Annotated in this window: 21 protein-coding genes; 6 read left to right on the top strand and 15 right to left on the bottom strand. The window is 46.2% G+C overall.

Going from position 1 to position 24,321, the window contains the following annotated elements; all coding sequences use genetic code 11:
- Positions 1–590: 590 nt before the first annotated feature.
- Positions 591–2,216: a peptide MFS transporter gene (locus tag L5M37_RS02570; RefSeq protein ID WP_263199271.1), complete on the top strand. Its 1,626-nt coding sequence runs from the start codon at positions 591–593 to the stop codon at positions 2,214–2,216.
- A 25-nt stretch (positions 2,217–2,241) separates the two neighbouring features.
- Here L5M37_RS02570 and L5M37_RS02575 read toward each other — a convergent pair whose 3' ends face one another.
- From L5M37_RS02575 to L5M37_RS02600, 6 genes are all read right to left on the bottom strand, one after another.
- Positions 2,242–2,481 carry a DUF3624 domain-containing protein gene (locus L5M37_RS02575; protein WP_263199273.1) on the bottom strand — a complete coding sequence of 80 codons (240 nt, stop codon included), beginning with the start codon at positions 2,479–2,481 and terminating at the stop codon, positions 2,242–2,244.
- A gap of 35 nt (positions 2,482–2,516) precedes the next feature.
- On the bottom strand, positions 2,517–3,662 hold the full coding sequence (gene oleD, locus L5M37_RS02580) for a 2-alkyl-3-oxoalkanoate reductase (protein WP_263199275.1): 1,146 nt from the start codon (positions 3,660–3,662) through the stop codon (positions 2,517–2,519).
- A 149-nt stretch (positions 3,663–3,811) separates the two neighbouring features.
- Positions 3,812–5,656 carry an olefin beta-lactone synthetase gene (oleC, locus tag L5M37_RS02585; RefSeq protein ID WP_263149025.1) on the bottom strand — a complete coding sequence of 615 codons (1,845 nt, stop codon included), beginning with the start codon at positions 5,654–5,656 and terminating at the stop codon, positions 3,812–3,814.
- Entirely contained in the window at positions 5,656–6,567 is a 912-nt protein-coding gene (locus L5M37_RS02590) for an alpha/beta fold hydrolase (RefSeq protein WP_168823602.1), read from the bottom strand. The genes oleC and L5M37_RS02590 overlap by 1 nt, the downstream gene beginning before the upstream one ends.
- A 168-nt stretch (positions 6,568–6,735) precedes the next feature.
- Entirely contained in the window at positions 6,736–7,785 is a 1,050-nt protein-coding gene (locus L5M37_RS02595) for a 3-oxoacyl-ACP synthase III (RefSeq protein WP_028760522.1), read from the bottom strand.
- 253 nt (positions 7,786–8,038) lie between these two features.
- A complete protein-coding gene (locus L5M37_RS02600; RefSeq protein ID WP_263149028.1) occupies positions 8,039–9,388 on the bottom strand; it encodes an SAM-dependent methyltransferase in 1,350 nt (449 codons plus the stop codon).
- Between the two features lie 233 nt (positions 9,389–9,621).
- Between L5M37_RS02600 and L5M37_RS02605 the strand changes: the two genes are divergently transcribed.
- On the top strand, positions 9,622–9,855 hold the full coding sequence (locus tag L5M37_RS02605) for a DUF1289 domain-containing protein (RefSeq protein ID WP_006085323.1): 234 nt from the start codon (positions 9,622–9,624) through the stop codon (positions 9,853–9,855).
- 57 nt (positions 9,856–9,912) lie between these two features.
- Here the strand turns inward: L5M37_RS02605 and L5M37_RS02610 are convergent, their stop codons facing one another.
- The 3 genes from L5M37_RS02610 to L5M37_RS02620 form a co-directional block, all read right to left on the bottom strand.
- The gene (locus L5M37_RS02610) at positions 9,913–10,275 is read right to left on the bottom strand and encodes a YajD family HNH nuclease (protein ID WP_028760525.1); all 363 of its coding nucleotides are present in this window, start codon (positions 10,273–10,275) and stop codon (positions 9,913–9,915) included.
- A gap of 151 nt (positions 10,276–10,426) precedes the next feature.
- Positions 10,427–12,403 carry a BCCT family transporter gene (locus L5M37_RS02615; protein WP_105249669.1) on the bottom strand — a complete coding sequence of 659 codons (1,977 nt, stop codon included), beginning with the start codon at positions 12,401–12,403 and terminating at the stop codon, positions 10,427–10,429.
- A gap of 398 nt (positions 12,404–12,801) precedes the next feature.
- Complete coding sequence (locus L5M37_RS02620) at positions 12,802–13,383, bottom strand: DUF502 domain-containing protein (protein WP_028760527.1); 582 nt, start codon at positions 13,381–13,383, stop codon at positions 12,802–12,804.
- Between the two features lie 185 nt (positions 13,384–13,568).
- Here L5M37_RS02620 and L5M37_RS02625 point away from each other — a divergent pair, with 185 nt between their 5' ends.
- From L5M37_RS02625 to L5M37_RS02640, 4 genes are all read left to right on the top strand, one after another.
- Entirely contained in the window at positions 13,569–13,964 is a 396-nt protein-coding gene (locus L5M37_RS02625) for a VOC family protein (RefSeq protein WP_263149029.1), read from the top strand.
- Between the two features lie 243 nt (positions 13,965–14,207).
- Complete coding sequence (locus L5M37_RS02630; RefSeq protein ID WP_181800803.1) at positions 14,208–14,465, top strand: hypothetical protein; 258 nt, start codon at positions 14,208–14,210, stop codon at positions 14,463–14,465.
- A gap of 121 nt (positions 14,466–14,586) precedes the next feature.
- On the top strand, positions 14,587–15,546 hold the full coding sequence (locus L5M37_RS02635) for an HNH endonuclease signature motif containing protein (RefSeq protein WP_263149031.1): 960 nt from the start codon (positions 14,587–14,589) through the stop codon (positions 15,544–15,546).
- 583 nt (positions 15,547–16,129) lie between these two features.
- Entirely contained in the window at positions 16,130–16,684 is a 555-nt protein-coding gene (locus L5M37_RS02640) for a hypothetical protein (protein WP_147250498.1), read from the top strand.
- A gap of 129 nt (positions 16,685–16,813) precedes the next feature.
- Here the strand turns inward: L5M37_RS02640 and L5M37_RS02645 are convergent, their stop codons facing one another.
- From L5M37_RS02645 to L5M37_RS02670, 6 genes are all read right to left on the bottom strand, one after another.
- Entirely contained in the window at positions 16,814–16,966 is a 153-nt protein-coding gene (locus L5M37_RS02645; protein WP_181800804.1) for a hypothetical protein, read from the bottom strand.
- Between the two features lie 95 nt (positions 16,967–17,061).
- Positions 17,062–18,144: a DUF3137 domain-containing protein gene (locus tag L5M37_RS02650; protein WP_113938899.1), complete on the bottom strand. Its 1,083-nt coding sequence runs from the start codon at positions 18,142–18,144 to the stop codon at positions 17,062–17,064.
- A gap of 468 nt (positions 18,145–18,612) precedes the next feature.
- Positions 18,613–19,323 carry a phosphate signaling complex protein PhoU gene (gene phoU / locus L5M37_RS02655; RefSeq protein ID WP_028760530.1) on the bottom strand — a complete coding sequence of 237 codons (711 nt, stop codon included), beginning with the start codon at positions 19,321–19,323 and terminating at the stop codon, positions 18,613–18,615.
- Positions 19,324–19,393: 70 nt separating this feature from the next.
- A complete protein-coding gene (pstB, locus tag L5M37_RS02660) occupies positions 19,394–20,212 on the bottom strand; it encodes a phosphate ABC transporter ATP-binding protein PstB (protein ID WP_028760531.1) in 819 nt (272 codons plus the stop codon).
- 33 nt (positions 20,213–20,245) lie between these two features.
- Positions 20,246–21,904: a phosphate ABC transporter permease PstA gene (gene pstA / locus L5M37_RS02665; protein WP_263199277.1), complete on the bottom strand. Its 1,659-nt coding sequence runs from the start codon at positions 21,902–21,904 to the stop codon at positions 20,246–20,248.
- 59 nt (positions 21,905–21,963) lie between these two features.
- Positions 21,964–24,222, bottom strand: coding sequence for an ABC transporter permease subunit (locus L5M37_RS02670; protein ID WP_198572158.1), 2,259 nt, complete (start codon positions 24,220–24,222; stop codon positions 21,964–21,966).
- Positions 24,223–24,321 lie beyond the last annotated feature (99 nt).

Raw genomic sequence — 24,321 nt, forward strand, 5'->3', positions numbered from 1 at the left:
AAAATGCAACTATCAAGATTAAAATTCTTTTACAATCAATATGATTATGGTGCTTATTTATACTTATGCTTCGAATAAGTTCACTTCCCAATCACAGCGCTTCCCTGAGAAAATCATCTAACCCACCCATTCGTGACATTCCTTTAGATAGCAGCCTCGAACAAGCGCGTAGATGCTCTACCAATAATGCAAAATTGCTATCAATCATAAAACTTACACTATCCATTAAACGACGAACTACAGCTAAATCAAGGCTAAAGCCGCTAACATAAAACTGCCACAGTTGAATTATGGCCACTATTTAGCACTCATTTCTTAACTGAAAATGAATTAATTTAACCGCTGAGTATTGCTATAGCGAGCCTTAAAGAACGGCTAAAAATGTTAGTTATACAAAATATTCATCACTTTCAAGACCCTTGGCTGTTCCATATCATCCGAGTGTGATTAACTGCTGCAACAGCGCCGTCTTTTAGTGATCAAAAGCGCCGCGATAATCACAAATAATGAAAAATAATTAATAAAATTCATTACGATAAAATGAATCATTAGCTGCTCGGCGCATAAAGTGCCAGCATTGGGAGTCTTAAGTGTCAATAGAACAAAACCCACTGCACGCAATGCAGGGCCCACAAGGCTCGCCCCCAGCTGAAATGCTATTTGGGCATCCTAAGGGCTTATTTGTCTGCTTTTTTACCGAAATGTGGGAACGCTTCTCTTTCTACGGTATGAAAGCATTACTGTTTCTTTACCTGATTAAATATCATCTATTTACCGATGAATTTGGTTACAACGTGATTGGTGCTTACGGTGCCTTAGTGTATGCCATGCCCGTAGTGGGTGGCTTATTGGCCGACCGCTATATCGGCATGCGCAAAGCGGTGATCTTTGGCGGTGTTTTATTGGTGCTCGGCCACTTAGGTATGGCATTTGAAGGCCATCAAGCGGTTATCGTTGCAGGTGAAGTTCAACGGGATGAACAAGCGCTGCAAGTATTCTATTTATCCCTTGCCTTAATCATTGTAGGTGTGGGCTTTTTAAAACCCAATATTTCCACCATAGTCGGTCAGCTTTATCCTAAATCATCCGCTAAGCGAGATTCTGGTTTTACCATTTTCTACGCGGGCATCAACTTAGGCGCCACCTTAGCCCCGCTGATTTGCGCTTATTTAGGTGAAACCTATGGCTGGAAGTACGGTTTTGGTTTGGCAGGTTTAGGGATGTTAGCAGGTTTGTTGGTGTTTATTCGTGGCAAGAAACATCTGCAAGGCTTCGCCGAACCCAGAGATCCTGCGCGGATTTTAAAGAAAACCGCTGGCATAACGACAGAACAATGGATTTACTTAAGCGCAATTGGCAGCGTAATCATAGTCTGGGGGTTGATTCAAACCCACTCCCTCGTACTTTCGATTAGCAGTTTATTACCCGCTGTGAGCCCAGTGATTTGGTTCTTGCACTCAGTATCACTAGTGCTCGCCCTTGGTATTGGCTGGTTCATGGTGAAACATTGTAATCCGATTGAACGTCAACAGATGTCGGCTTTGCTGCTATTCATCGTTGCGGGTTTGGTCTTCTTTGGTTTATATGAGCAGACCTATGGCTCTTGGGTAGCATTTTCGGACCGTGTGATGGACCGTAACATGCTCGGCCTCGAATGGAGTGCGGGACAGCTAACCTTCCTCGGTGCCTTCTTTGTGATCAGTTTGTCGCCTATCTTCGCTTGGCTATGGCCTGCTCTCGCCCGTAAAAATTGTGACCCGAGTAAACCGGTTAAAACCGCACTCGGTATTTTGTTCGCAGGTTTATCCTTTATGGTACTTGTGCTCGGGATCCAGATGCCGCTAAGCAATGGCTTAGTGAGTATTTGGTTCTTAGTCGCTGCTTATTTTGTATTAGAAATCGGGGAGTTATTGCTGTCGCCCATAGGCTTATCTGCCGTGACTCAGCTGTCGGTAAAACGCGTAGTCAGCCTGATGATGGGTGCTTGGTTCCTCGGCACTTCATACTCTGAAATCTTAGCCGCCGAATTAAACAAACTCGCCGCGATTGATACCCAAGGCGGCGTGATAAGTGACGTACCGAGCGCGATGGCGCTATACGAGCAACTGTTTATCTTCTCGGCGCAAATTGGCGTGGTGATGGCATTAGTCTTCTTTGCCCTTGCGCCATTAATGAAAAAAATGATGCACGAGAAAACGGCTACTAACTCAGTTTAAGCACACAAACAGAAAGTCGGTTGGCTTACTTTCGCCCTCTGAGGCGACGGTAAGCCAAGACGATAAGGTGCAAAGCAAGTAACCCCGTAAAAGCCGCGCAGAAAAACAGTAATGAAATCGAGTCTACATCCCTAGGCGCATCACGATAAAGCCACCACCACAGCGGCCAGCCGATTGCCGATAAAGCCGTAAGCTGCCACATACAGCGTTTGCAGCGACCAATCTTTTGCCTGAAAATTGACGTTTTACAATCACCGCAACTCATAAATCCCCAATACCATGATGGCAGTATATCTAAAACTAAAGCGACACTTTAAGCCTTGCCATCCCTTGATTAATAGAGACGAGCGCACGATAACCTAAATCTCGTTTAGCTGCGCTGATATCAAAATAATGGCTGCAGGATAACTGCCGTGCGACAAAACGCGTCATCATGGGCTCTTCTTGCTTCTTTAGGAGGTAATGTACACTTTCTAATACTGCGCCTGCTACATAGGCCACAGATTGAGGCACACGCTTAGTCACTGGCGGTAAAGCATCGCAGGCCAAAATCAGATTGATCATCTCGGCCATAGTGATGGGTTCATCATTACTCAGAAAATAAGCTTTCCCTTGACACTTAGGCTTTGCTTGGCAAAGTTCCAGTGCCGCCAGCACATGGGCATAGGCGGCGTTGTCTATGTAGATGGTATCAACCAGCTTATCTTCGCGGCCAACCAGTTTAAGCTTACCTAAACGCCCGCGCGACAATACCCGTGGCACTAGATGGGGATCGCCAGGCCCCCATATCAGATGCGGCCTGAGTGCGACGGTTTTTAACGCATAGGGTCCAGTGGCTTGAGTCGTCACTTGGCTAGATACTTGAGTCACACTAGGATTTTCAAGTGGCATGTCACCCACTTGATTGGCATCGAGCATCATCTTTTCAGCGATGGCTTTAGAGTGGGCATAATGATTCAGGAATCTTGTAGCATAGGGAGTAGACTCATCAATACCCGATTCATCCTGCCCTGCAAAGGTCACACTCGGGGTACTGGTGTAAACTAACTTATCTATTTTTAATGCCTTACAAGCGGCAATCACATTGGCAGCGCCCTTCACATTCGGACAAAAATAGCTGTCTCTGTCACCCCAAACACCCGCTTTAGACGCCACATGGAATACGATATCGCAGCCTTGCATCGCCTGTTGCAGCAGATCTTTATTGACTAAATCCCCTTGCAGCATGACTACGCCCAGCGCTTCAAGTTCGGGATAATGCCCACGCGCAAAACCTGTGACCTTAATGCCAGCGGCTAACAATCTCAGGCAAATCGCTTTACCTAAAAATCCCCCCGCCCCCGTGACAAAGGCGTGTTGCACCTTAAGCGCGAGCTGCGCGAGTGCCGTTTGTTCAGCCGCATCAAATTGGGCAAGCGTCGTGCTCTTGATTGGGTCTTTCGTCATTAAGGGTATCCATTTCAGCACATTTACATGAACTTAAAGTCGGTGTAATAAGTTTAAAATAAGCACAAGGGCTTAAAAATAAGCGAGTTTGTTCAAATAAACACAGAATATAACGTAAAAAATGCAGGAAAAAACCGTGGAGTTTCAAATCAACCTTTCGTTTGTGATTGTGCCCAAACGGCTAATTTTTCTCTAAAAATCTTGGCATTATGTCGCACATCCACAGGGAAATCAGGATGGATAAGAAACCGCCTTATGCCCTGAGTCTGCGTAAATTGCTCGGCGATGGCGATCAAATCTTGGTACAACTGCTGACTCTTATTGCACACCAATGACTGGTCGAGTTCGATACAAATTAACGGCTCTATCTCGTTCGCCACTTTCACTCCCACTAAAGCGGAGCGCTTCACATTGGGATGCGTATTAAAAATGCGCTCGCAGGGAATGGAATAATAACGTTTAACAAACAATCCGTTAAGAGTGGCGTCGACTCTGTGGGCCTTACGACCACACATCCACAGAAGACCTTGATCATCAAGGTACCCCAAATCGCCCATGCGGTGTCTAACGGTATTGGTTGACGAGTCCCAAATCTTGGCCGCCGCAGTCGCGCGTTTGCCTTGGCTTTCGTTTTGGCTAGCGTGCTGACTATTGTTTAGATAATAGGACTGACTCACCATAGGCCCCTGCACGACTATCTCGCCGATTTCACCGTTATTCAGCTGTAAGGCATCATCCCACTCGGGAATAACCTCTTCGCTGATAGCAATAATGCGAATCGTCACGCCATCGATAGCGCGACCGACACAGATACCACCGCCGTTATCTGTGGTGTCAGTCGTGGCAAATAACGCATCGCTAGCAATCATACTAATAGGCAAAGATTCGGTTGCGCCGTAGGAATTTAAAATCGGCACACCTTGGCTCAGCATCTTACTAAAACGGGCGATGGAGGCAATGGTGGCTGGCGCACCCGCGGAAATCACCCGCTGTACGCTGGGCAGTTTATGCTGTTTTTGTTCACCTGCGCGGCCTAAACGTTCGAGCAAAGCAGGATTAACAAAAATATTACTGCATTGATATTTCTCAATCGCGGCAAATAGAAATTCAGGATTAGCAGTAATAGGTTTGCTGGCATCCATTTCTGGAACGATAGACGCCATGCCAAGTGCGGGACCAAAGAGTGAAAACAGCGGAAACGTGGCGAGATCGCGCTCGCCATGGCAAATGCCATAATCGTTTTTTAGCGCTTGAATTTGTGCCTCAAACATACCATGGCTATACACCACACCCTTAGGCGTGCCAGTGCTGCCACTGGTAAATAAAATCGCCGCTATCTCATCAGATTTAAGCATCACCATGGGATATTCAGACTTTGGAGCAGAAGATTGTACTGAGGTGCTTTGCAGCAGAGTCGATAAACTTATCGCACCAGTACCGATACGGATTAACTTTGCCGCTAAGCCTGTTTTGCCGTCATCAACATTGAGTAATGACTTAATACTGCCCTTACCCCAACCAAATAGACGTCTAGCAATATGAGCCTTGGGAATACCAATAAAGGCATCGGGCGCGGCTTCAGCAAAACACTGTTTAAGATTGCGGATCCCCATGCCGGGATCAACTAGGATAGGAATAACCCCCGCTTTAAACAGCGCAAAAGTAAGTGCAAAAAAATCCAAACTCGGCGTGACCATAAGCACAGCCTTCATGCCGCGCTCAATGCCATGGGCGTTAAGCGCAAAGGCTATCGCATCGCTTTGTCTGTCTAGATTAAGAAAGTCCAACTCGCTGTAACGCAAATTCGCCACAGAAGCGCCCTGAGCGCTTTGTACTGCTACCGCAAGATGATGGGGAATGGCATGGGCGGCTTGCTTGAGATGACGACAAATATTGGCATCATTGATTGTTGCTGACGCAGAAGTGCCACTTAAAAGTGACTTTTCCAACGGCGTCACTAAAGGAGCAACTTCAGTCTCAAGCAAGGTCGACATTAACCTGCGGCCTGTTCGGACTGCGCCGCTTCTACGTGGTCGTCAGCCATAAAGCCTTTGATATGGGCAATCACTTCATCGCTGGCATCTTCCAAAATGTAGTGACCACAATCGGCAAATTCATGCACTGTCGCATGGGGCATGTGTTGGCGCCATTTCGCTAAAAAGTGCTTATCGAATACAAAGTCCTTGAGGCCCCAGCAAATCAGGGTCGGCACTTTGGCAAACTGCGGTAAACTCGAAGCAATATCAGAGACTAATTGATAATTTCTATCGCCTTCACGCAGCGGAATATCCTGCACAAAACGCAGCGTCGAAATGCGATTAGCCCAAGAGTTAAACGGCGCGACATACGCCTCGCGAATGTATTTCGACATCGGCTGACGCTTAACACCCACATAGGAAGCAATAGACGAAAAGGCATTGAAACCGCGTACCAACACAGTGCCTAACAGGGTATTACGACAGATCCACAGCGGCCAAGGGAATGGTTTAGTCTCGGGCAAATGGAAAGCGCCCGTGTTCAATATCACTAGGCGTTTAATGCGCTCAGGATAATGCGCCGCATAACCCATACCTATCATGCCGCCCCAGTCGTGTACGACTAAGGTAATATTTTCTTTCACATTCAGGCTATCGAGCAGGGCTTCGAGATCGTCGATACGATTCTTAAGGGTATAGTCATAACCACTATCGTCTGGCTTATCCGACAGGCCACAGCCGATATGATCCGGCACTATGCATTGGTGAGTGTCTTTTAAGGCGCTAACAAGATTGCGGTAGTAAAACGACCAGCTAGGATTACCGTGAACCATCACCACAGGCTCGCCTTGACCCTCGTTGATATAATGTAGCTTGTTGCCATTACGGCTAAGAAAATGACGTTTAAAAGGCAACAGAGTGTCTAACATGACGCTTCCTATCTTGATTCTTTATGAGAGCGAATAACGGGTTATGTACAGCTGGCTTAGCTTATCGACAGAACTAAAGACTAAGCTATCAACTGAATCATGGACTTACTGGGTTGACTCGAATGTATGCCAGCCATCAAGCAAAGGCGTGAAAAGGTGCACTGCACCCTACCACTTAATACCTAACATCATGCAATTCAATCCACTGCCTATGCCTAAAAAGCTCACTTGATCGCCCGCTTGTAAAAAGCCTTGATCGTGCGCCATCGCAGCGGTCACAGGTAACGACACTGTGCCCATATTGCCCAGCAGCTGATACGTAGGAAATTCTTTTTCGGGGGGAATATTTAACGCGCTAAGCACTTGCTTACGGTTTGAGGCACCCACTTGATGGCAAATCACTTTGTCCACTTGCTCAACCAGCCAATTACGCTGCTCAAGGAAATGCTCCCAAGTGTGCTTCGCCAATTCAACGCCTTCTTTAAGCAAGGTAACGGCATCGGTACGCATAAACTCGCGGTACAGATTGTGCCCCACTTCCTGCAGACCCCATTGACACAACTGATGATGCTCAGGCGCCGATAAGTGCGATGCACCCAGCAATTGATGCTGACGCACATTTGTCAGCGGCAAGCTGCCATCGGTAAGAATCACCGCCACGGCACCAGAACCACCGGTTAAGGTCGCCAGTGACTGGGCAAAATTCTGCATGGTCGGATCGGCCAACATGTTATCGATAGTGACATCGACAATATCCCGCGCCGACTCACAGGACACCACCATACCCGCCTTGATTTGACCCAACTCAATACGGTTCGCGATATCTAAAATACCCGATAACACCCCAAGACAAGCATTGCTGATATCGTAAATCGCAGTGTCTTTTGACACACCCAATTCGGCAGCAATACGACACGCGGTCGCGGGCTCATGTTGATCGCGGCACACGCCGGTATAGACAACCGCACCTAAATCGGCGACATCAATCCCAGTTTCAACCATGGCTTTACGGGCAGCTTTAATCGCACCGTCGGACAATTGATGTCCTTTTGGCCACCAGCGGCGTTCGGTAATCCCAGTCAATGCGGCAAGCTGTCCCATAGGAATACGGAACTTTTGATACAAAGGAGCAAGACGAGACTCTAGCTCACTACTGGAAACCACAACAGGCGCCAGTTCATAGGCCAGGCTATTAATAAATACGCGGGAATATTTCATGAAACTGTTTTATTCGCTCACTAGAATGACTGACCAGCAGGTCAGCTTTCAGTTGTTATTCGTCATTAATGCGACATTTGAACAAGAAAAGCCCGATGATTCAATAAAAAACCATCTTGAGTGTAAGACTTGTCTCACAGCGCAGGTTCCAAACACGACGGCCCTGAATTAACTATCACTAAACTTAAATGCGCTAATATAGAAATAATTCATAAAAAACATCACAGTACAGCATATTTTTAGACGCGCAAAATTATACCGCCATTTTTTGCGCTAAAATCAGCGTATTTCTTGGTGTGACGCTGTTTGCACAAAATTCACCCACGCAAACACCATATCCTTGTTCCTGCAAAAAACAAGCGCGATCTAAGATTAACCACTGCTCCAGTGCGCTGCGGAATAAATGCGCGACTAAATCAATACGGCGAGTTAATTGTTGTCTTTGTCGCCCAACGTCAAGCCAAGCTTCAAAATCCCTGTTTTTTGCAAGATTAACGGCCTTAGTCTCGGCTGCCCACAGGCAAAAATCCGTAAAACTGCCGCTCAACTGGCTCTGTTTTAACGAGGGTAAAGGCAAATATTCGTCGATTTGTCGACATTCACGTTGCAGTGCATCAAAGCCTAAGCGCCACGCAATTTCTTGATGGCGTAGCGCTTGCTGCTTGGGATTAGCGATCACACTCTGCTGCAGCGGTAACTGTAAATCATGGCGACTGAGCTTTAGGCTGCTCTGCTGAGCAAGAATGGATAACGGCTGATAATGGCTCGCTTGAATTAAATGATAGCAACAGGGAGAAATCGCCAATGCCTGCGTGCCCGCCTCGGCCGCCAGCGTTAACAGCCGAACATGCAAATCTCCGCAGGCATGCAAAGCAACTGCTTGCTGCTGAGCAGTTAAGGGATGAGTTGTTAACGGATTCGCTGCTGAGGGATGTTCAACTGGTGTTTCGACAGTGGCTATAGCCCTGTGCTCAGCGCCAATAGCAAAGGCATCGGCGCAAATAAAAGTCTGCGATAACTGCCACTTATCAGCAAAGGACTGCCCTGCTTCACACAGCGGCGCCTGCCACTCTAAGCTCACCACATCGGCGCCGCGAGCTTTAGCAATCAAGCGGCCCAAATGCCCTTTTCCTGCACACCATTCCAATACGGGTAAATTAAGCTGGGGTAAATGCTGCACAAAGGCGGTAATTTGCTGCCATTTTCGGCCTTTAATGTGAGCACTAAAGTGCGCCTCATCATCAAAGGACAAACCGCTGTCCTGCGCTTTATCTACCTTTGTGGTATCGGTAATAGTAATATCAGCAATGGCTGCGGTAAGTAATGACAAGTCCCAATCTTGGCCTAATGCCCTAAGATCGCGGTTTAATGCCGGTGACAGCGTCTTAACCAGTAAAGATTGCTCGGCATCGAGTCCATCAAGCTCATCATCAGCCAGCGCCCACACAGCTTCGGCCAACTGCGGAAAATCCTGTGCCCAAGGTAAAGAGTTCACTTCAAATGCACGCACTTGCCACAGGGCAGCACTCTTTTCAAGCAACTGATTAAGCTTGCTAAATTGCTGTGAGTAAGTGAATTGTTGCTGCAGATTATCTTGGTTCACGTCATGCCCAGTGTAAAAAATACTTGTCTCACCTTAGGCCAAGGGAATGCGCCCTAAAGATGACTTTATGCGAAAAAATGTTAGTATCGCGGCCTTTAAACACTCAACCATATCGTTAACTGAATACACGCGTTAGCGAGCATAGGTTAACGAACTTTGATTAACTGGCTTCGGTTAACTAGCTTCTATTAACTAGCATCGGTTAACTAACCTTAAGGCTCCAGAGGACACACATGCTTTCACCTTGCGTCGCACGCTGCGGTTTAAATGACGAAGACTACTGCATGGGCTGCTTTCGACATATCGATGAAATTGTCAGTTGGCGTACGAGCAGCGAAGCACAACAGGCAGCCATTTGTCAGCAACTTCCCGCCCGTAAAGCTTTATTTGAAGGCAGTGAAAACCAGCATATTTTAAGTCGTGATAAATGGTTAGCTGCCGAAGCGCGTTTAACCGACAAAGACTAAACGCCGCCTGCTAACGCCACCCTCTGCGCAAGCTCATCCTGCTAACAGCCTACAAGACTATTTTTTCAGCATTGATTTTAAGTCAGCAAAGGGATTGTAGGTCGCCGCCGCTTGCTTGGTTTCTGTGGTGCTACCGTAGCGGATCAATTCTTCAAAGCGAGAATGTTCGTTGTCATGGCAATAAAGACATAATAATTCCCAGTTTGAACCGTCTGACGGGTTGTTATCGTGGTTATGATCCCTATGATGCACAGTCAGTTCACTTAAGTTTTTTGGGGTAAATTCGCGGGTACAGCGGCCACACACCCAAGGATAGAGTTTTAACGCTTGCTCACGGTAACCGCTCTCACGCTTAGCTTTGTACTCCCGCGCATCGGCTAATACTTTATCTAACTTACTCTGGCCTGGCACTGATGACATAGTGTAATCCCTAAAACAAACCCTAAAAAAATTGCCCCAAGGATAATCCGAGTTATCACTTGGGGCAATATATCCCGCACTTTGCGGGTTAATGGTGCACGATTTGTAGACGTAAATGGCTAAGCCGACTTACGTTACAGGCTTACGTTACTTAACTTACGTGGGCATGATCGGCATTCGACAGATGCAAATAGTGTAAGTATTTTTCATACTGAGTCACCACATCCGCGAGGATTTGCTCTTCGGTATAACCCATCACATCGTAATGCTGACCACCTTGTTCAAGGTACACTTCGGCGCGGTAATACAAGGTATTTCCCTGCTCGATTTCAGTCCCTATTGGGTTAGTGATGTCAAAACAACGCGTTCGTACACCGTAAACAAAGGGTAAATTCACCTCATTGCTGATCACTAATCGCACGCGGCCATCTAAGTATTCAAGATCGGCCACTATGCCTTTAGCCATAAAGTGTTGACACACCTTAGATAAAGCGGGCGTAGCCACATTATTCAAGAACACTTGCGCTTCTTCATGGGTAGGATGCGAGACTAAAACCCCAATACGCTCTTCCCAGCTCATATTAGTTTTGGCGTATTGCACACTAGTATTGTGTAACTGCACGCTATTAATCTTCAGCCAATCATTTTTCAGGGCTTTAAATAAGCCCAGACACATGAATAGCATCACCACTAAGAACGGCATAGCACTGGCGATAGCCGCCGTTTGCAGCGCCTGTAATCCACCCGCTAACAACAATACCGAAGCAACGACCCCTTGCAACAGTGCCCAAAAGATCCTCTGCCATACGGGGGCATTGTTATCACCTCCCGAGGTAAGATTATCAATCACTAAGGATCCCGAATCCGACGAGGTCACAAAGAAAGTGACGACTAAACAAATCGCAATCCCAGAAAGTAAAGTCGGAAACGGCATGTGCTCGAAAAACACAAACAAGGCCACTGATACATCGGTATTCACCGCCTCGGCAAGATAGGTCGCGCCGTGATTCATAATCGAATCAATCGCCGTATTACCAAATACCGTCATCCACAGAAAGGTCAGCGCCGATGGCACAAATAACACACCAATCAAAAACTCACGGATGGTACGGCCGCGGCTTACACGTGCAATAAAGGTACCGACAAAAGGAGACCAGGAAATCCACCAACCCCAATAGAGCAAGGTCCAGCCTCCGAGCCAATCTTCCTTATGTTCATAAGCGTACAAGTTAAAGGTTTTACCCACTAAATCACTTAAGTAACTACCGGTATTCTGCACAAAAGCCTGCAACAGCATAACCGTAGGGCCAAGGATCAAGACGATAAGCAATAAAATAATCGCGAGACCCAGATTGAGTTCGCTTAAGCGCTTCACGCCTTTATCGAGGCCAGAAAATACCGACAGGGTCGCGAGCAAGGTAATGCCGATGATCAAGCACACCTGCACCACAGCATTATTAGGTAAACCTTCAAATAAATAACTCAACCCAGAATTGACCTGCAACACCCCAAAGCCCAGTGATGTCGCCACCCCAAACATAGTGCCAAGCACAGCAAATGTATCCACTGTATGGCCAATAGGACCATAGATGCGTTCACCAATTAAGGGATAAAGCGCACTTCGCGGCAATAACGGTAACTTATGTCGATAAGAGAAATAGGCCAGACTCAATGCCACCACAGCGTAAATCGCCCAAGCATGCAGTCCCCAATGGAAGAAAGTGATCTTCATTGCCTCTTTTGCGGCAATAAGACTCTCTGGGGTTGCATCCGGCGGCGCCAGATAGTGCATCACAGGTTCAGCGACCCCAAAAAACATCAAACCTATGCCCATACCCGCCGAAAACAACATGGCGATCCAGCTTTTATAGCTGTAGTCTGGCACTGAATGATCTGGTCCTAGTTTGATATCGCCGAAGCGACTAACCATGACAAATATGATAAAAATCAGGAAAAACGCCACACTTAGAATGTAAAGCCAACCGGCTTTCATTTCTATCCATGACTGCATTGATCTAAAAAAGGTGTTTGCCTCTGTGGGCCATACTGCGCAAATCATCACCATCAAGATGATGAAAAAGACCGACGAATAAAATACCGGCGGATTAATACTAGACTTGATTGACATTGACTCTCCCTATTTCTAGCGGGTTCACACTCCAAATATCTCAACATACCAACGGCGAGATAGGACAAAACTTATACTTAAAATTTGGTTAATACTGCGTGGCTCATCTATGACCAGTATGGGGGAAATCCCAAAGATCATGGCAACGACTCGCTATGGCTAAACGCGACAGGATCTGAACAACGGGATTAACAACACTCGACTTTTTTAAGCCAATGATTGATGGATAAACAGAATTAACACCACTAAGGCAGCTAATACCCACCTTTAGCATAAAACAAATATATTACTAGAATATTCAGCATAAAAAATGGCGACCATATTGGTCGCCAAAAAATTATACCACAAAAATCATCAAATTTAATTTTAAACGCTAAAACGCACAAACCTTCATCGGATTACTTAGTCGGTGACTGCGAGATACCTGCAGTTAAATTGAAGCGCATCGCCTCCTCAAACGACCAATCAACCATAATTAAATCATCCCGCTTAACTAAGCTCGTCACGCCCGCCATTTGATAGCTCAATTGGAACAACACAGGCACCCAATCGCCCTCTGGTAGCGCATCTAACAAGGGCTGTGGCGGCGTATCCGTCATAATAAAACCCACCACAAAACTGCCATTCGCCTGTTTCACTAACACTGTCTTTTGGCTTGTTGGCTTACCATCACGATTCATCAAAGAGGCGATATCACGGATACTGCCATAAACCGATTTAAACAATGGGAAACGCATCAACTGGCGCTCAAGCCAACCATAAAGCCACACAATCGGGCTGACCGAAAACAGCAGGCCCACGGCAAAAACTAATGCCACCACCAGCATAAATCCCGCGCCGACAAAGTGTTGGTTTATCCCTACCAACTCTAAAATTACAATTCCTAAACCATCTAACGATACAAACAACGACCAAAACAGCCACAAACTCAAGGCCATAGGTAATAGATTCATTAAGCCGCGGGCTAAGGTTTTTTTCATCACACTCTCATTCAGTCATAGGGATACAGAAGGCATAAAATATTTACGCAAAAAACGCCACAAATGCTACCACAGAGTCACTTTTGCACCAGCACATGATGTAAGGTATCTGGCAGTAATAGTCTCAAGCATAGAGACAGCGTTCAAACTCAGAGCCCACTCTGAGCCATTCTAAGGAAAGTAAAATGCGCGTAACCCGCTTAGATCATTTGGTCTTAACCGTAAAAGACATCGCCGCCAGTGTCGAATTTTATCAAACCGTGCTCGGGATGAAAAAAGTGGTATTTGGCAATCAACGTATTGCGTTAAGTTTTGGCGACCAAAAGATTAACTTGCACCAAGCGGGCGCAGAATTTGAACCTAAAGCAGAAACAGCCACGCCCGGCAGTGCCGACCTGTGTTTTGTGGTCAGCCACAATATAGAAGAAGTGATCGTCCACTTAAACGCACTTCAGATTGAAATCATTGAAGGACCAGTGCTACGAACCGGCGCCACAGGCCGGATAAACTCTGTCTATATCCGCGACCCAGATTATAACCTGCTTGAGTTATCAGAATATCTGCCCGCCTGCACTGGGTAAGCGAATTTTGGCAAAGGTAAGCGAAGTTAAGAAAGTGTAATCTGTCAGTTCTGCGAGCACGCAGCGAGCAGAACTGCAGTTGACGTTATACTGGTTCACTCCCATTTGAGATAACACTCTCGACAGTTGAGTGGCATTTATTGTCATTACTTCCCCAGTGACTCGTCGTCTCTTTATTTAACAAGAAGCATCCCTAAGGGCTCTAATAAAATATCCATGTTTTAGAAGGTCACTGGTGCAACAATGCCAATCCTCATTAACCCTTCAGCTGTTCGTTTAGCTAAAAAGATATTTGCACCAAAGCAAGATAATTTTATCGTCAGTTGTGCAGTATTCATTGTCATTGTTTCCCCTGTGACTCGCCATAAACTCGTCCCTGAGGGCTCGACGACGGCATCCATGCCGCCAACGGTCACAGTTGCAACAATGCCAATCTTAACTAACACTTCTGCTGTTCGTTTAGCTAAAAAGATATTGCCCCATTGCGAGTCAGCATCATAAATTTAGGCTAGATGTGATATACACTGATTGACCTAATTTTAGTAATGCTACAAAGTTATAAATTAAGCCGTACTAGAGATTGATCAACACTTCGAAGTCACTCCATTAAGGACAATGCTTAATGTCTGCTGCCCCAAAGAAATCCTATCCGCTCAAGAAATCGATATCATTGTCTGCTCAGAGCGGTTTTTTTACACATTTAAGTGTTAGCAGGGAGAATGAAAATGCGCGTCAAGGCATGCAACTACTGCTGTCCACCCTCCGAGACAACCAACTCACTAAAGGGCTTGCAGCTTACACTCTGAACAAAGGCAATCCATCTATCGGTTTTGGCATGGAGCGCGGAAAAACCCTATTTTCGATCAAAAAAGCTAAGCAGGACTTTTATTTTCACTTGAACGGCACTGATGAGCAACACAGAACCGAATGGGAATCGCTTACTAATGCGCTCGGGGTTAAATTCACTTTCAAGCAGACAATTTCTGTCAATGCACTTGGCAATAGCGCCACTAGCAACGATGAACTATCAAAGTTACTTCAATTCCTTGGATACTGTGAACAGTGTAACTATGTGTGCGAGTTTGTCGGTATTGAACGCCCCTCTCAGCAGGCCCAATCTGGTGCTGTTGAAGGTGATTTTTACTTTGGTCTCAATCGGAACACTAAAGAGCAACATGATTTCACTAAGGCATTACATCAAAAATATGGTGGCCGCTGCGTCGTCACTGGCTGCAATATTAGTAAGGTTCTCGAAGGGGCTCATATAAAAAGTTACGCCGATATGGATAAGCAAGATAGATTTCAATTTGAACCACACAACGGCTTGTTATTGCGCTGCGATATCCACGCATTAACGAGCGGAAAAGCTCCACTCATGGTATTCAAACCACTCAAACAAAAATACAGCCAAGGGAAAGGACGGATTAAAGTGCTGTTATCTAAAGAGTTGGATAACAGTGATTACACTCCTTTCAAAGGCAAAATATTCTCTGTAGACCTTTCCACCTACCAATACATTTCTGATGTTTACAATGATGTCCTAATCTGGGGCATTAAGGGTTTTGGCAAGCCTTTTAGTTAATGGGACGATAGCTGTATTAACACTAAAAAGCCTCGTCGAGCAACTCTTTTGATGGGATTTGAATCGCCATAACGTCATTAGACGACATATGCCCCAAAGCTTGTTTCAAAGTCTAAAATGCAAGTAGGGCGAATAAAGTTGTGGCTATAAAAAAGCTAATGTGATGAGGTTACTTTCAACCTAGAAGTCATGCCCGTCCGAACTTTCAAAAACCAGCCACTACGTTTGTCAGGATAGCCTCTCCCTCAAGACGAAGCGGAATGACCGACAGCAAAAAGCAGCCTGCCTTATAGGCGCAAGCCAGTGAGGGGATGTGATACGAGAGTTAGCCTGAGTGCGGGGCCTTTATGCTGTCTATGAAGGTCAATAATCAGTCATGCGAGAGCGTATAAGAATGAGAAAGCTAAAATGATATCAAGTGATTATCCGCTAAACTGTAAAAAAAACGCTACCGCAAAAAAGCAAATTCCTATAGCATCATTTTTACTAATCAACATGGATGTGGCAGCGGCCAAGTCCAGCAAGCGATTTATGTCCCGCAAACAACGCAGCGCATAAATGCTAAGACGTTAGCATGCCAATAATGAAACCTTACACACTTATTGTTCTTACCTTTCTGTTGGTGACGGGCTGCGCATCCAACTCGCCGAATTCGGACATTAAATTTTGCAAGATAGGCGAGTTATCTGCACTTCAAGGCACATACTCCAACGAAGCAACTAATGCACAGGATCATTTCAGAGTTTACCTCTCACAGATTATTTGGCCCGAATTAGAGGATCTCATACTGGAAGAGCATCAGGATATAGACCGTATCTCGCTTTCTATTGATTCTGCTGGGAAAGTTTTGGCTGAAGGATATTCTCAAGGTATTCTTAGAAAATCCGGTAATCCAGAATCTATACAATCCTTAGAAGACGGTGTAGTGCCCCTATATTCCCATTCAACGGTTTTGCCCCAACTAAGTGAGTTAGTCGGCTGGCACGATACACAATTATTCTTGTACAAGGACTGCGACCAAAATTTAGTTTTGGGTAGAAACAGAGTATCGACAGGACTGGCTTACCTTGTTATTCCAATGCACTTCGATAGCAGCGAGTCACTTACCTTTCGTAGGCTGGATCATGCTAGCAAGTAAAGCAACCAGACGGCTGTGCCGCCGGTTCTTTTGGCGTTACCCATAGAAATTTTAATTCGAAATTCACTAATTCGAGCTAAAAGTCTAACTCGGAAATGTCCCAAAGCATGTTGCGTATGTCTTTTAAATCTACAGATTACGCGAATGCTCGAAAGGTGTGCCATGGTGATTAGCGAGACGACCGTCCGCCCCATGGACGGGGCGGTCGAGCATCCAAGGGCGGACTTGCTGCGCGTCGGTGAGTAAATGCCATGGCAAGCCTTTATGAGTGGATACCAACAAACGCTAAGCCTTCAAGATCTGAGCAACCTCTTCTCTCGACGAATAAAAACCTGCTCAAAGTACAGTTCAAAATACAGAGAAAAGAACAGCTCTAGTTAACCCGCTAATGTATTAATCCTCTCAAGTGTCTGCTGTGTCGCCAGATTTTGCGCGGCTAGATAATCCAGTTTTAACTGTTTGATGATGCCAGTAATCAAGACTAACTCCTGCTGTAACAGCGGAATTTTCGACATATCATGGGTGGGTAAATTGATATCGACGGTATCAAATAAATTGCCAAAATAGCTCGCCATGATCAGCACTTTATTGGCTTTAAATTCGATACTTAGCCCCGACCCGCGCGCCGTTTTACGGAATAACTGTTCCAGTTCGACGAGGCGCTCCATTACGGCGGGAGACAATAGATATCGCGCGTAATGCTGGTCGTGGGAATACACTTCAAACATCGCTTCAAAGGTCACGCTTTCGAGTTTCACTCTGGGTTTCTTTATGCCTGCCATGGTGTTACCAAGGGAGCCATAGTCTTGACTGACGATGGTATGGGATTCAAAGCTAAAGGGCATCGTCATGATCACTACCCCACCTTTAAATTGGATCTTGTCTGACTTGCTGCCGCGGGATTTTAAGGTTAATTCGCAAAATTCGAAGCTGATATCCTCTACCTTGCCGCGAATATGATCCTCTGATTGTTGCTTGCTAAAACGGGGCATAAGTTCGAAATCGGCCACTGAATCAAGGTTGACACAGGAGTCGGGGCTATAACGGTAATCCCCTAGTTTTTTGAGTAAAACAGGCAAGATTTTATATTTGTAATGGCGCTTATATTGCATTTCAGGCAGATGAACCCACATCAAAATGCCGGCGAGGACGATCAGGCTCAAAATGGTTGGGTCATGGTTAGAGGCTAACGAGATTAAATCAAAAGCCAGTGCGGGCAGGCACACTAGCCACCCTAGACGCTTCGCCCATTTTTTACGGGAGAGTTTAGTTTCAAGCTTTTCAATACGATAGGCTTCTAGCGGCGCTAATAGCTGCAATAGCTCGGCTTTAGCTTCCTCGTACAGTGGCGGTAATTCAGCGCGGGGGAAATCAGCGGGTAAATTCGCTTCAGAAATATGATTTCGAATACTTTTAAGGGCTTCGAAACCTTGCTTTAAAGAATGCAATAATGGGCTCATCAACTTATCCATGTTATCGCCGACACAGCGCCCATTCCGTTGCGCTGCTAACCCCAAACCTTAGCGGTAACAAATAGGGGTGGCGGTTAAATTCTGAGGTTAACATGCTGTGATATCAATCCACAGCTAAACACAAAAACGCTAGCACTTAGGCTTCGACTACTTTCACTATCTAGGTCTACCGCCCTTTTCCAACAGCTAAAACTTATTGCAAGCATCAGATTAAACAAAGGTTAATTTATTGTAAATACAAAAATGACCTTCTTTATTCGCAGTACCGTTCCAGAATGCCAGTTCATAATCTAATTTAACTATTTAATTTAGCTATCCAATTTCACAATCCATAGCCCAAAAGCCTAGCTCGCCTCTCTATTTCACGATCCTAGCTCAGCATCCTAAAAGCAAAACGCTCCACAGAGACTGCGGAGCGTTTTATTCAGGCATCAAAACTGCAGATTAATGCTTGTGTTAGCCTTTCATGTCCTTTTCCATATCTTCGTAGGAAGTATGGCGAACGTCTTTACCTTTTACGTAGTAGATGATGTATTCACAGATATTTTTGCAGCGGTCACCGACACGCTCAACTGCACGTGCTGCCCATAATACGTCGAGTATGTCTGGGATTGAACGCGGATCTTCCATCATATAGGTCATTAACTGGCGAATAATGCCTTCATATTCACGGTCAAGCTTAGCATCTTCTTTATGCAGCTCTAACGCGGTATCGGCATCCATACGGGCCAAGGCATCTAAAGTCGCATGCAACATCCGAGTCGCATGACGCCCCATATTTTCAATGCTAACTAACAAAGGCTGCTGATTATTCAAACGTTTATCTAATGCCGCTTTTGCAATCCGCACACAGGCATCACCAATACGCTCAAGATCGGCGATAGTTTTTGAAATAGCGATAATCAAGCGTAAATCACTGGCCGCAGGTTGGCGCTTAGCAATAATACGCGTGCATTCTTCGTCAATGGAGACTTCCATCGCATTGACCTTATGATCGCCTGCAATCACCCGCTGAGCTAACTCGGCATCAAGGGCACTTAAGGCATCAATCGCTTGCTCCAGCTGACGTTCAACCAAGCCACCCATGGCGAGCACTCGATTACGGATATCATCCAGCTCAGCGGTGAACTGACCCGAAATGTGCTTACTTAAATTCATGTTTTCCATTGCGTTCCAACCTGTTACTTAACTGTTGACCCATACCAAGCCGTGGTGGCCTTATCCGATACTCAAGCGATTAACCGTAACGTCCTGTGATGTAATCTTCAGTCTTACGTTTTTTCGGCGTGGTGAAAATCGTATTAGTATCAGCATATTCAACTAATTCACCCATATACATAAAGGCCGTTTGATCCGATACCCGCGCCGCCTGTTGCATGTTGTGAGTCACGATAACTACAGTGTATTTCGTCTTAAGCTCAGTGATTAACTCTTCAATCGTCAGCGTCGAAATCGGATCGAGTGCCGATGTTGGTTCGTCGAGTAATAGCACTTCTGGCTCAATGGCTATCGCACGGGCAATCACCAGACGTTGCTGTTGACCGCCAGACAAACCAAAGGCGTTATCGTGTAATCTGTCTTTAACTTCGTCCCAAATCGCCGCGCCGCGCAATGAACGCTCAGCCGCTTCGTCGAGTTCACGACGGTTATTCAGCCCTTGCAATCTCAAGCCATAAACAACGTTTTCGTAAATCGACTTAGGGAAAGGATTTGGGCGTTGGAACACCATACCGACATTACGGCGCAGGGCCGCGACGTCGATTTTCTTGTCGTAAATATTCTGGCCGTGCAGCAATATCTCGCCGCCAATATGACAATTATCAACTAAGTCATTCATGCGGTTAATACAGCGCAATAGTGTCGATTTACCACAACCACTGGGGCCGATAAAGGCAGTGACTTGCTTCTTGGGGATCTTCATCGATACATTAAACAGCGCTTGCTTATCACCATAGCGCAAATCTAAGTTACGGATCTCCAGCGCGGTGTCGTTCTGGCTTAAGTTAGCTAAATCAAAGTTATTGGTTTTCATTGCTGTCGAATCTATAGAAATCATATTTAGTCCTAATACTTTCAGGATAATCGCTGATTAGTGCTCAAGCGAACGATATTTTTCACGTAAGTGGTTACGCACGCTAATGGCCGTCAAGTTGAGTGCCACAATCACAGACACCAGCAAGAAAGAGGTCGCATACACCAGAGGACGTGCCGCTTCAACGTTAGGACTCTGGAAACCCACATCATATATATGGAACCCTAAGTGCATGAACTTACGTTCTAAATGCACAAACGGGAAGTTAAAGTCCAGTGGTAATGTTGGCGCTAATTTAACGACACCCACCAACATCAGCGGTGCCACTTCACCGGCAGCACGAGCGACCGCTAAAATCAAACCCGTCATGATCGCTGGACTCGCCATCGGGATCACAATCCGCCACAGGGTTTCAGCCTTAGTCGCGCCCAGTGCCAAACTACCTTGACGCACCGCGCTTGGAATACGACTTAACCCTTCTTCAGTCGACACAATAACCACTGGCAGCGTCAAAATCGCGAGGGTTAATGCAGACCAAATCACCCCTGGCGAACCAAAGGTAGGAGCAGGCAAAGCTTCAGCGTAAAACAATTGGTCGATGGAACCGCCCATCATGTACACGAAGAAACCTAAACCGAATACACCATACACAATCGAGGGCACACCCGCTAAGTTGATTACCGCAATACGGATCATCTTAGTAATAGAGCCTTTCTTAGCATATTCATGTAGATAAACCGCAGCGACCACACCAAATGGCGTCACGATAACCGCCATTAACATCACCATAAATACAGTGCCGAAAATCGCGGGGAACACGCCGCCCTCAGTGTTGGCTTCACGCGGGTCGTCACTCATAAAGCGTCCAATACCGACAAACCACTTACCAATTTTTCCTATGAGTCCTAAGTGATTCACATAGGTCACATCCAGAACGGTATCGAGCTTCAGTTCAACTTCTTCACCGCGCATATCTCGGACAATAACCGAGTCACGCGCCGCATCATCACGCAGGGCAAATAACGCCTTTTCAAGCACTAAGTAATCTTCTTGCAGTTGAGCCCTCTTGGCGACCAACTCAGCTTTAATACTGTCGGTCAGTTTCCCATCCAGCTCGAAACGACGCTCCTGCAAACGCAATTTTTCAATGGCGTAGTTAATCGAACCAATATCTTGCTTCTGCAAATCAACCGCTTTGTCCGATAAGGCAACAGCGCGTTCGATATGCTCCATTAAGGAGGATTCAATCGCATCATTCACTAAATCAAGACGCTTGCCATTTTCAATCACGGCTATCGGATAACCGTAGAAGTTACCGTTTTTAGCCCGCTCGATCAGTGCGACCTCGCTTGGCACAGAACGACTAACAATGTCCGTACCTAATATCCAGCGGAAATCCAAACCCACAAATTCACGGTTACCGGTTTTCACTAAGTAACGGGTCACAAACTCGCCCGGATGTTGCTTAAACACATGGCCAGCAGCAATCAAACGCTCAGTTGGTACTTCTTCCCTATCGTAAACCTCACCAATTAAGGTCGAACGTACACCCGTGTTATCTTCAAGCTCCCACTGGTAAACGGTTGCAGGCCAAAAGTAACTTAAGCCGCGCCATGCGATTAACAATAATAAGCCTAAGACGGCAATCAAACTGATGCTCACAGCACCGCCCGTCATCCATATCCATGGCGAGCCTGATTTTACCCACTTACCCATTGCACAAACCTCTCAAGGTCACTGGCGAAATAGTATTTAATGTCATTGTCTTATCCCCGTTACAGCGAGCTATAGCGTTCACGTAGACGCTGTCTCACCACTTCTGCAATGGTGTTAAAGAAGAATGTAAAGATGAATAGTACAAACGCAGCAAGGAAGAGCACACGATAATGCGAGCTACCGATAGCCGATTCAGGCATTTCAACCGCAATGTTTGCCGCCAAGGTTCGCATCCCTTCGAACACGCTCCATTCCATGATGGCGGTGTTACCGGTGGCCATCAGTACAATCATGGTCTCGCCAACGGCACGGCCAAGGCCCATCATAATGGCCGAGAAAATCCCCGGACTTGCGGTTAACAACACTACGCGTGTCAATGTCTGCCAAGGCGTCGCACCTAAGGCTAAGCTGCCGTTAGATAAATGACGCGGTACAGAGAAAATGGCATCTTCAGCGATGGAGAAAATCGTTGGGATCACCGCAAAGCCCATGGCAATACCGACCACCAGCGCGTTACGTTGGTCGAAGGTGATCCCCAGTTCGTTAGTGATGAATTGACGGGTATTACCATCAAACAGCGCCACTTCGATGATTGGGCTGACCGCAAAAGAGAACCACCCCACGAAACAGACCACAGGGATCAACATCAGCTCTTGGTACACTTCGGGTAAACGTTGTTTCCACTTACCCGGCAACCTGCTCCAGCCATAGGCAGACGTGAGTATCGAGGTCGGCAATAAGATCAGTAGAATTAAAATGCCGGGGAGATGCTCTTCAATCAGTGGCGCTAACCACAGACCCGCCAAGAAGCCTAAAATCACCGTTGGTAATGCTTCCATGATTTCAATGGTCGGTTTCACGAAACCGCGCACCTTAGGCGACATAAAGTAAGCCGTGTAAATCGCACCAGCAACGGATAAAGGCACGGCAAATAACATGGCATAAAATGCCGCTTTCATTGTGCCGTAGGCCAATGGCATTAAGCTCAACTTAGCTTCGAAATCGTCAGAACCTGAGGTCGATTGCCATACATATTTAGGCTCTGGATAACCTTCATACCACACCTTGTCCCACATAGCGCTCCATGACACTTCTGGGTGGGAGTTTTCCACACTGAAGATATGCAGCTTTTTGTCCGCCTCAACGACTATGCCGTTTGAGCGTGGGGTAAAGCCCATTTTACCGGGATTTTTAAGGTCAAACTTTGCATCAAACAGTTCACGATGACTCGTGGTATAAAGTAGTGTTAGCTCACCCTCAGGGCTCACTGTCGCAAAACTCTTACGATAAAACTCAGAGGCAATCGAGCTGATGGGCGGTAAGTCATCAAACTGACGAATCTCTTGATATAAACGCCCTTTTTCACCATTAACTTGGAAGTACTGCGCCACAATACCTGTGTCATAACTGACCAGTAATGAACTCGCACCCGCCAGCAAAGCCACGTTATTGACTTGTGCCTTCGCACGTTCAACATCAATCACCTGCAGCAGATCTAAGCTGTCAGTATCACGGATGTCGTACACGAAAATTTTATTGCCAGTTTGCAACATCAATTGACGTTGATCGGGCGTCATCAGCTCGTGGGAGACTTTCTTCGGCGCATCTTGAATTTGTGACGTCGTAGAAACCCACTCCACTTCTTCAGTCATCATGTTCTCTTGCCCTTCGAGACGAGTGAGGCGCCAAACACCACTTTCATCTTGATAAGCAAAACTCATTTTGTCTGAGCTATAAGTGAAGGTCAGCTTATGAATCGCGCTGCCTGTCTCATCGACTGTTATGGGGGTTTCACCTGCGGGATAACGCAGTTTAGGTGTGATTAAACGTTTGTTATTGGGGTACGTTAAACCAAACTCTAGGCCCGCCACTATGACCTGACCATTACTTAATCCCAGCGCAAAACGTTGTTCGCTCGGTACAGCAACGGCGGCGCTGGTGACGGTAACACCCGCTGGTAACGTCGGGGTAAAGCTAGAAAGTAAGCTACCGTCGGCAACAGTATAGAAGTCCACTTGACCATGAACGCTCACACGGTACATCACCTCATTTTGCTCTTCAGCACCCACCATTAAGGTCGGCACATCCGCGTGTTGATAACTCACACTCTTAACGGGTGTGACATCAGCACTGTCGAAAATGGGTTTAATCACATACAACAGATAAAAGAAGATCAACAATAAGGCGACAAATACCATAGTGCCGCCGATAGTGACGCTGATTTGCGCCGCTTTATCCTTAAATGCCCTGCGATTCGAGCGTCCGCCTTTAAGCATACTGTGCGATGCAGAACCAGGTTGAGTGACCTGACTTTCCATTAAGAACCTCTATTATTAATAGCTAGCGAGTTTTTTCGCTAGGATTTGCCGAGTGCTATGCTTACACTGTTTGAACGTAAACTGAGCAATAACAACATC

It is taken from the genome of Shewanella sp. SM69 (assembly GCF_025653985.1).
GTDB classification, from domain to species: Bacteria; Pseudomonadota; Gammaproteobacteria; order Enterobacterales; family Shewanellaceae; genus Shewanella; species Shewanella oncorhynchi.

Excerpts from the sequence above, each read along its gene's own strand:
- oleD (WP_263199275.1), bottom strand. The coding sequence starts at position 3,662 with ATGACGAAAGACCCAATCAAGAGCACGACGCTTGCCCAATTTGATGCG.
- L5M37_RS02590 (WP_168823602.1), bottom strand. The coding sequence starts at position 6,567 with ATGTTAGACACTCTGTTGCCTTTTAAACGTCATTTTCTTAGCCGTAAT.
- L5M37_RS02620 (WP_028760527.1), bottom strand. The coding sequence starts at position 13,383 with ATGAAAAAAACCTTAGCCCGCGGCTTAATGAATCTATTACCTATGGCC.
- L5M37_RS02615 (WP_105249669.1), bottom strand. The coding sequence starts at position 12,403 with ATGTCAATCAAGTCTAGTATTAATCCGCCGGTATTTTATTCGTCGGTC.
- phoU (WP_028760530.1), bottom strand. The coding sequence starts at position 19,323 with ATGGAAAACATGAATTTAAGTAAGCACATTTCGGGTCAGTTCACCGCT.
- L5M37_RS02640 (WP_147250498.1), top strand. The coding sequence starts at position 16,130 with ATGAAACCTTACACACTTATTGTTCTTACCTTTCTGTTGGTGACGGGC.
- L5M37_RS02670 (WP_198572158.1), bottom strand. The coding sequence starts at position 24,222 with ATGGAAAGTCAGGTCACTCAACCTGGTTCTGCATCGCACAGTATGCTT.
- pstB (WP_028760531.1), bottom strand. The coding sequence starts at position 20,212 with ATGATTTCTATAGATTCGACAGCAATGAAAACCAATAACTTTGATTTA.
- L5M37_RS02610 (WP_028760525.1), bottom strand. The coding sequence starts at position 10,275 with ATGTCATCAGTGCCAGGCCAGAGTAAGTTAGATAAAGTATTAGCCGAT.
- L5M37_RS02625 (WP_263149029.1), top strand. The coding sequence starts at position 13,569 with ATGCGCGTAACCCGCTTAGATCATTTGGTCTTAACCGTAAAAGACATC.
- L5M37_RS02630 (WP_181800803.1), top strand. The coding sequence starts at position 14,208 with ATGCCAATCCTCATTAACCCTTCAGCTGTTCGTTTAGCTAAAAAGATA.
- pstA (WP_263199277.1), bottom strand. The coding sequence starts at position 21,904 with ATGGGTAAGTGGGTAAAATCAGGCTCGCCATGGATATGGATGACGGGC.
- L5M37_RS02650 (WP_113938899.1), bottom strand. The coding sequence starts at position 18,144 with ATGAGCCCATTATTGCATTCTTTAAAGCAAGGTTTCGAAGCCCTTAAA.
- L5M37_RS02635 (WP_263149031.1), top strand. The coding sequence starts at position 14,587 with ATGTCTGCTGCCCCAAAGAAATCCTATCCGCTCAAGAAATCGATATCA.
- L5M37_RS02575 (WP_263199273.1), bottom strand. The coding sequence starts at position 2,481 with ATGAGTTGCGGTGATTGTAAAACGTCAATTTTCAGGCAAAAGATTGGT.
- oleC (WP_263149025.1), bottom strand. The coding sequence starts at position 5,656 with ATGTCGACCTTGCTTGAGACTGAAGTTGCTCCTTTAGTGACGCCGTTG.
- L5M37_RS02595 (WP_028760522.1), bottom strand. The coding sequence starts at position 7,785 with ATGAAATATTCCCGCGTATTTATTAATAGCCTGGCCTATGAACTGGCG.
- L5M37_RS02605 (WP_006085323.1), top strand. The coding sequence starts at position 9,622 with ATGCTTTCACCTTGCGTCGCACGCTGCGGTTTAAATGACGAAGACTAC.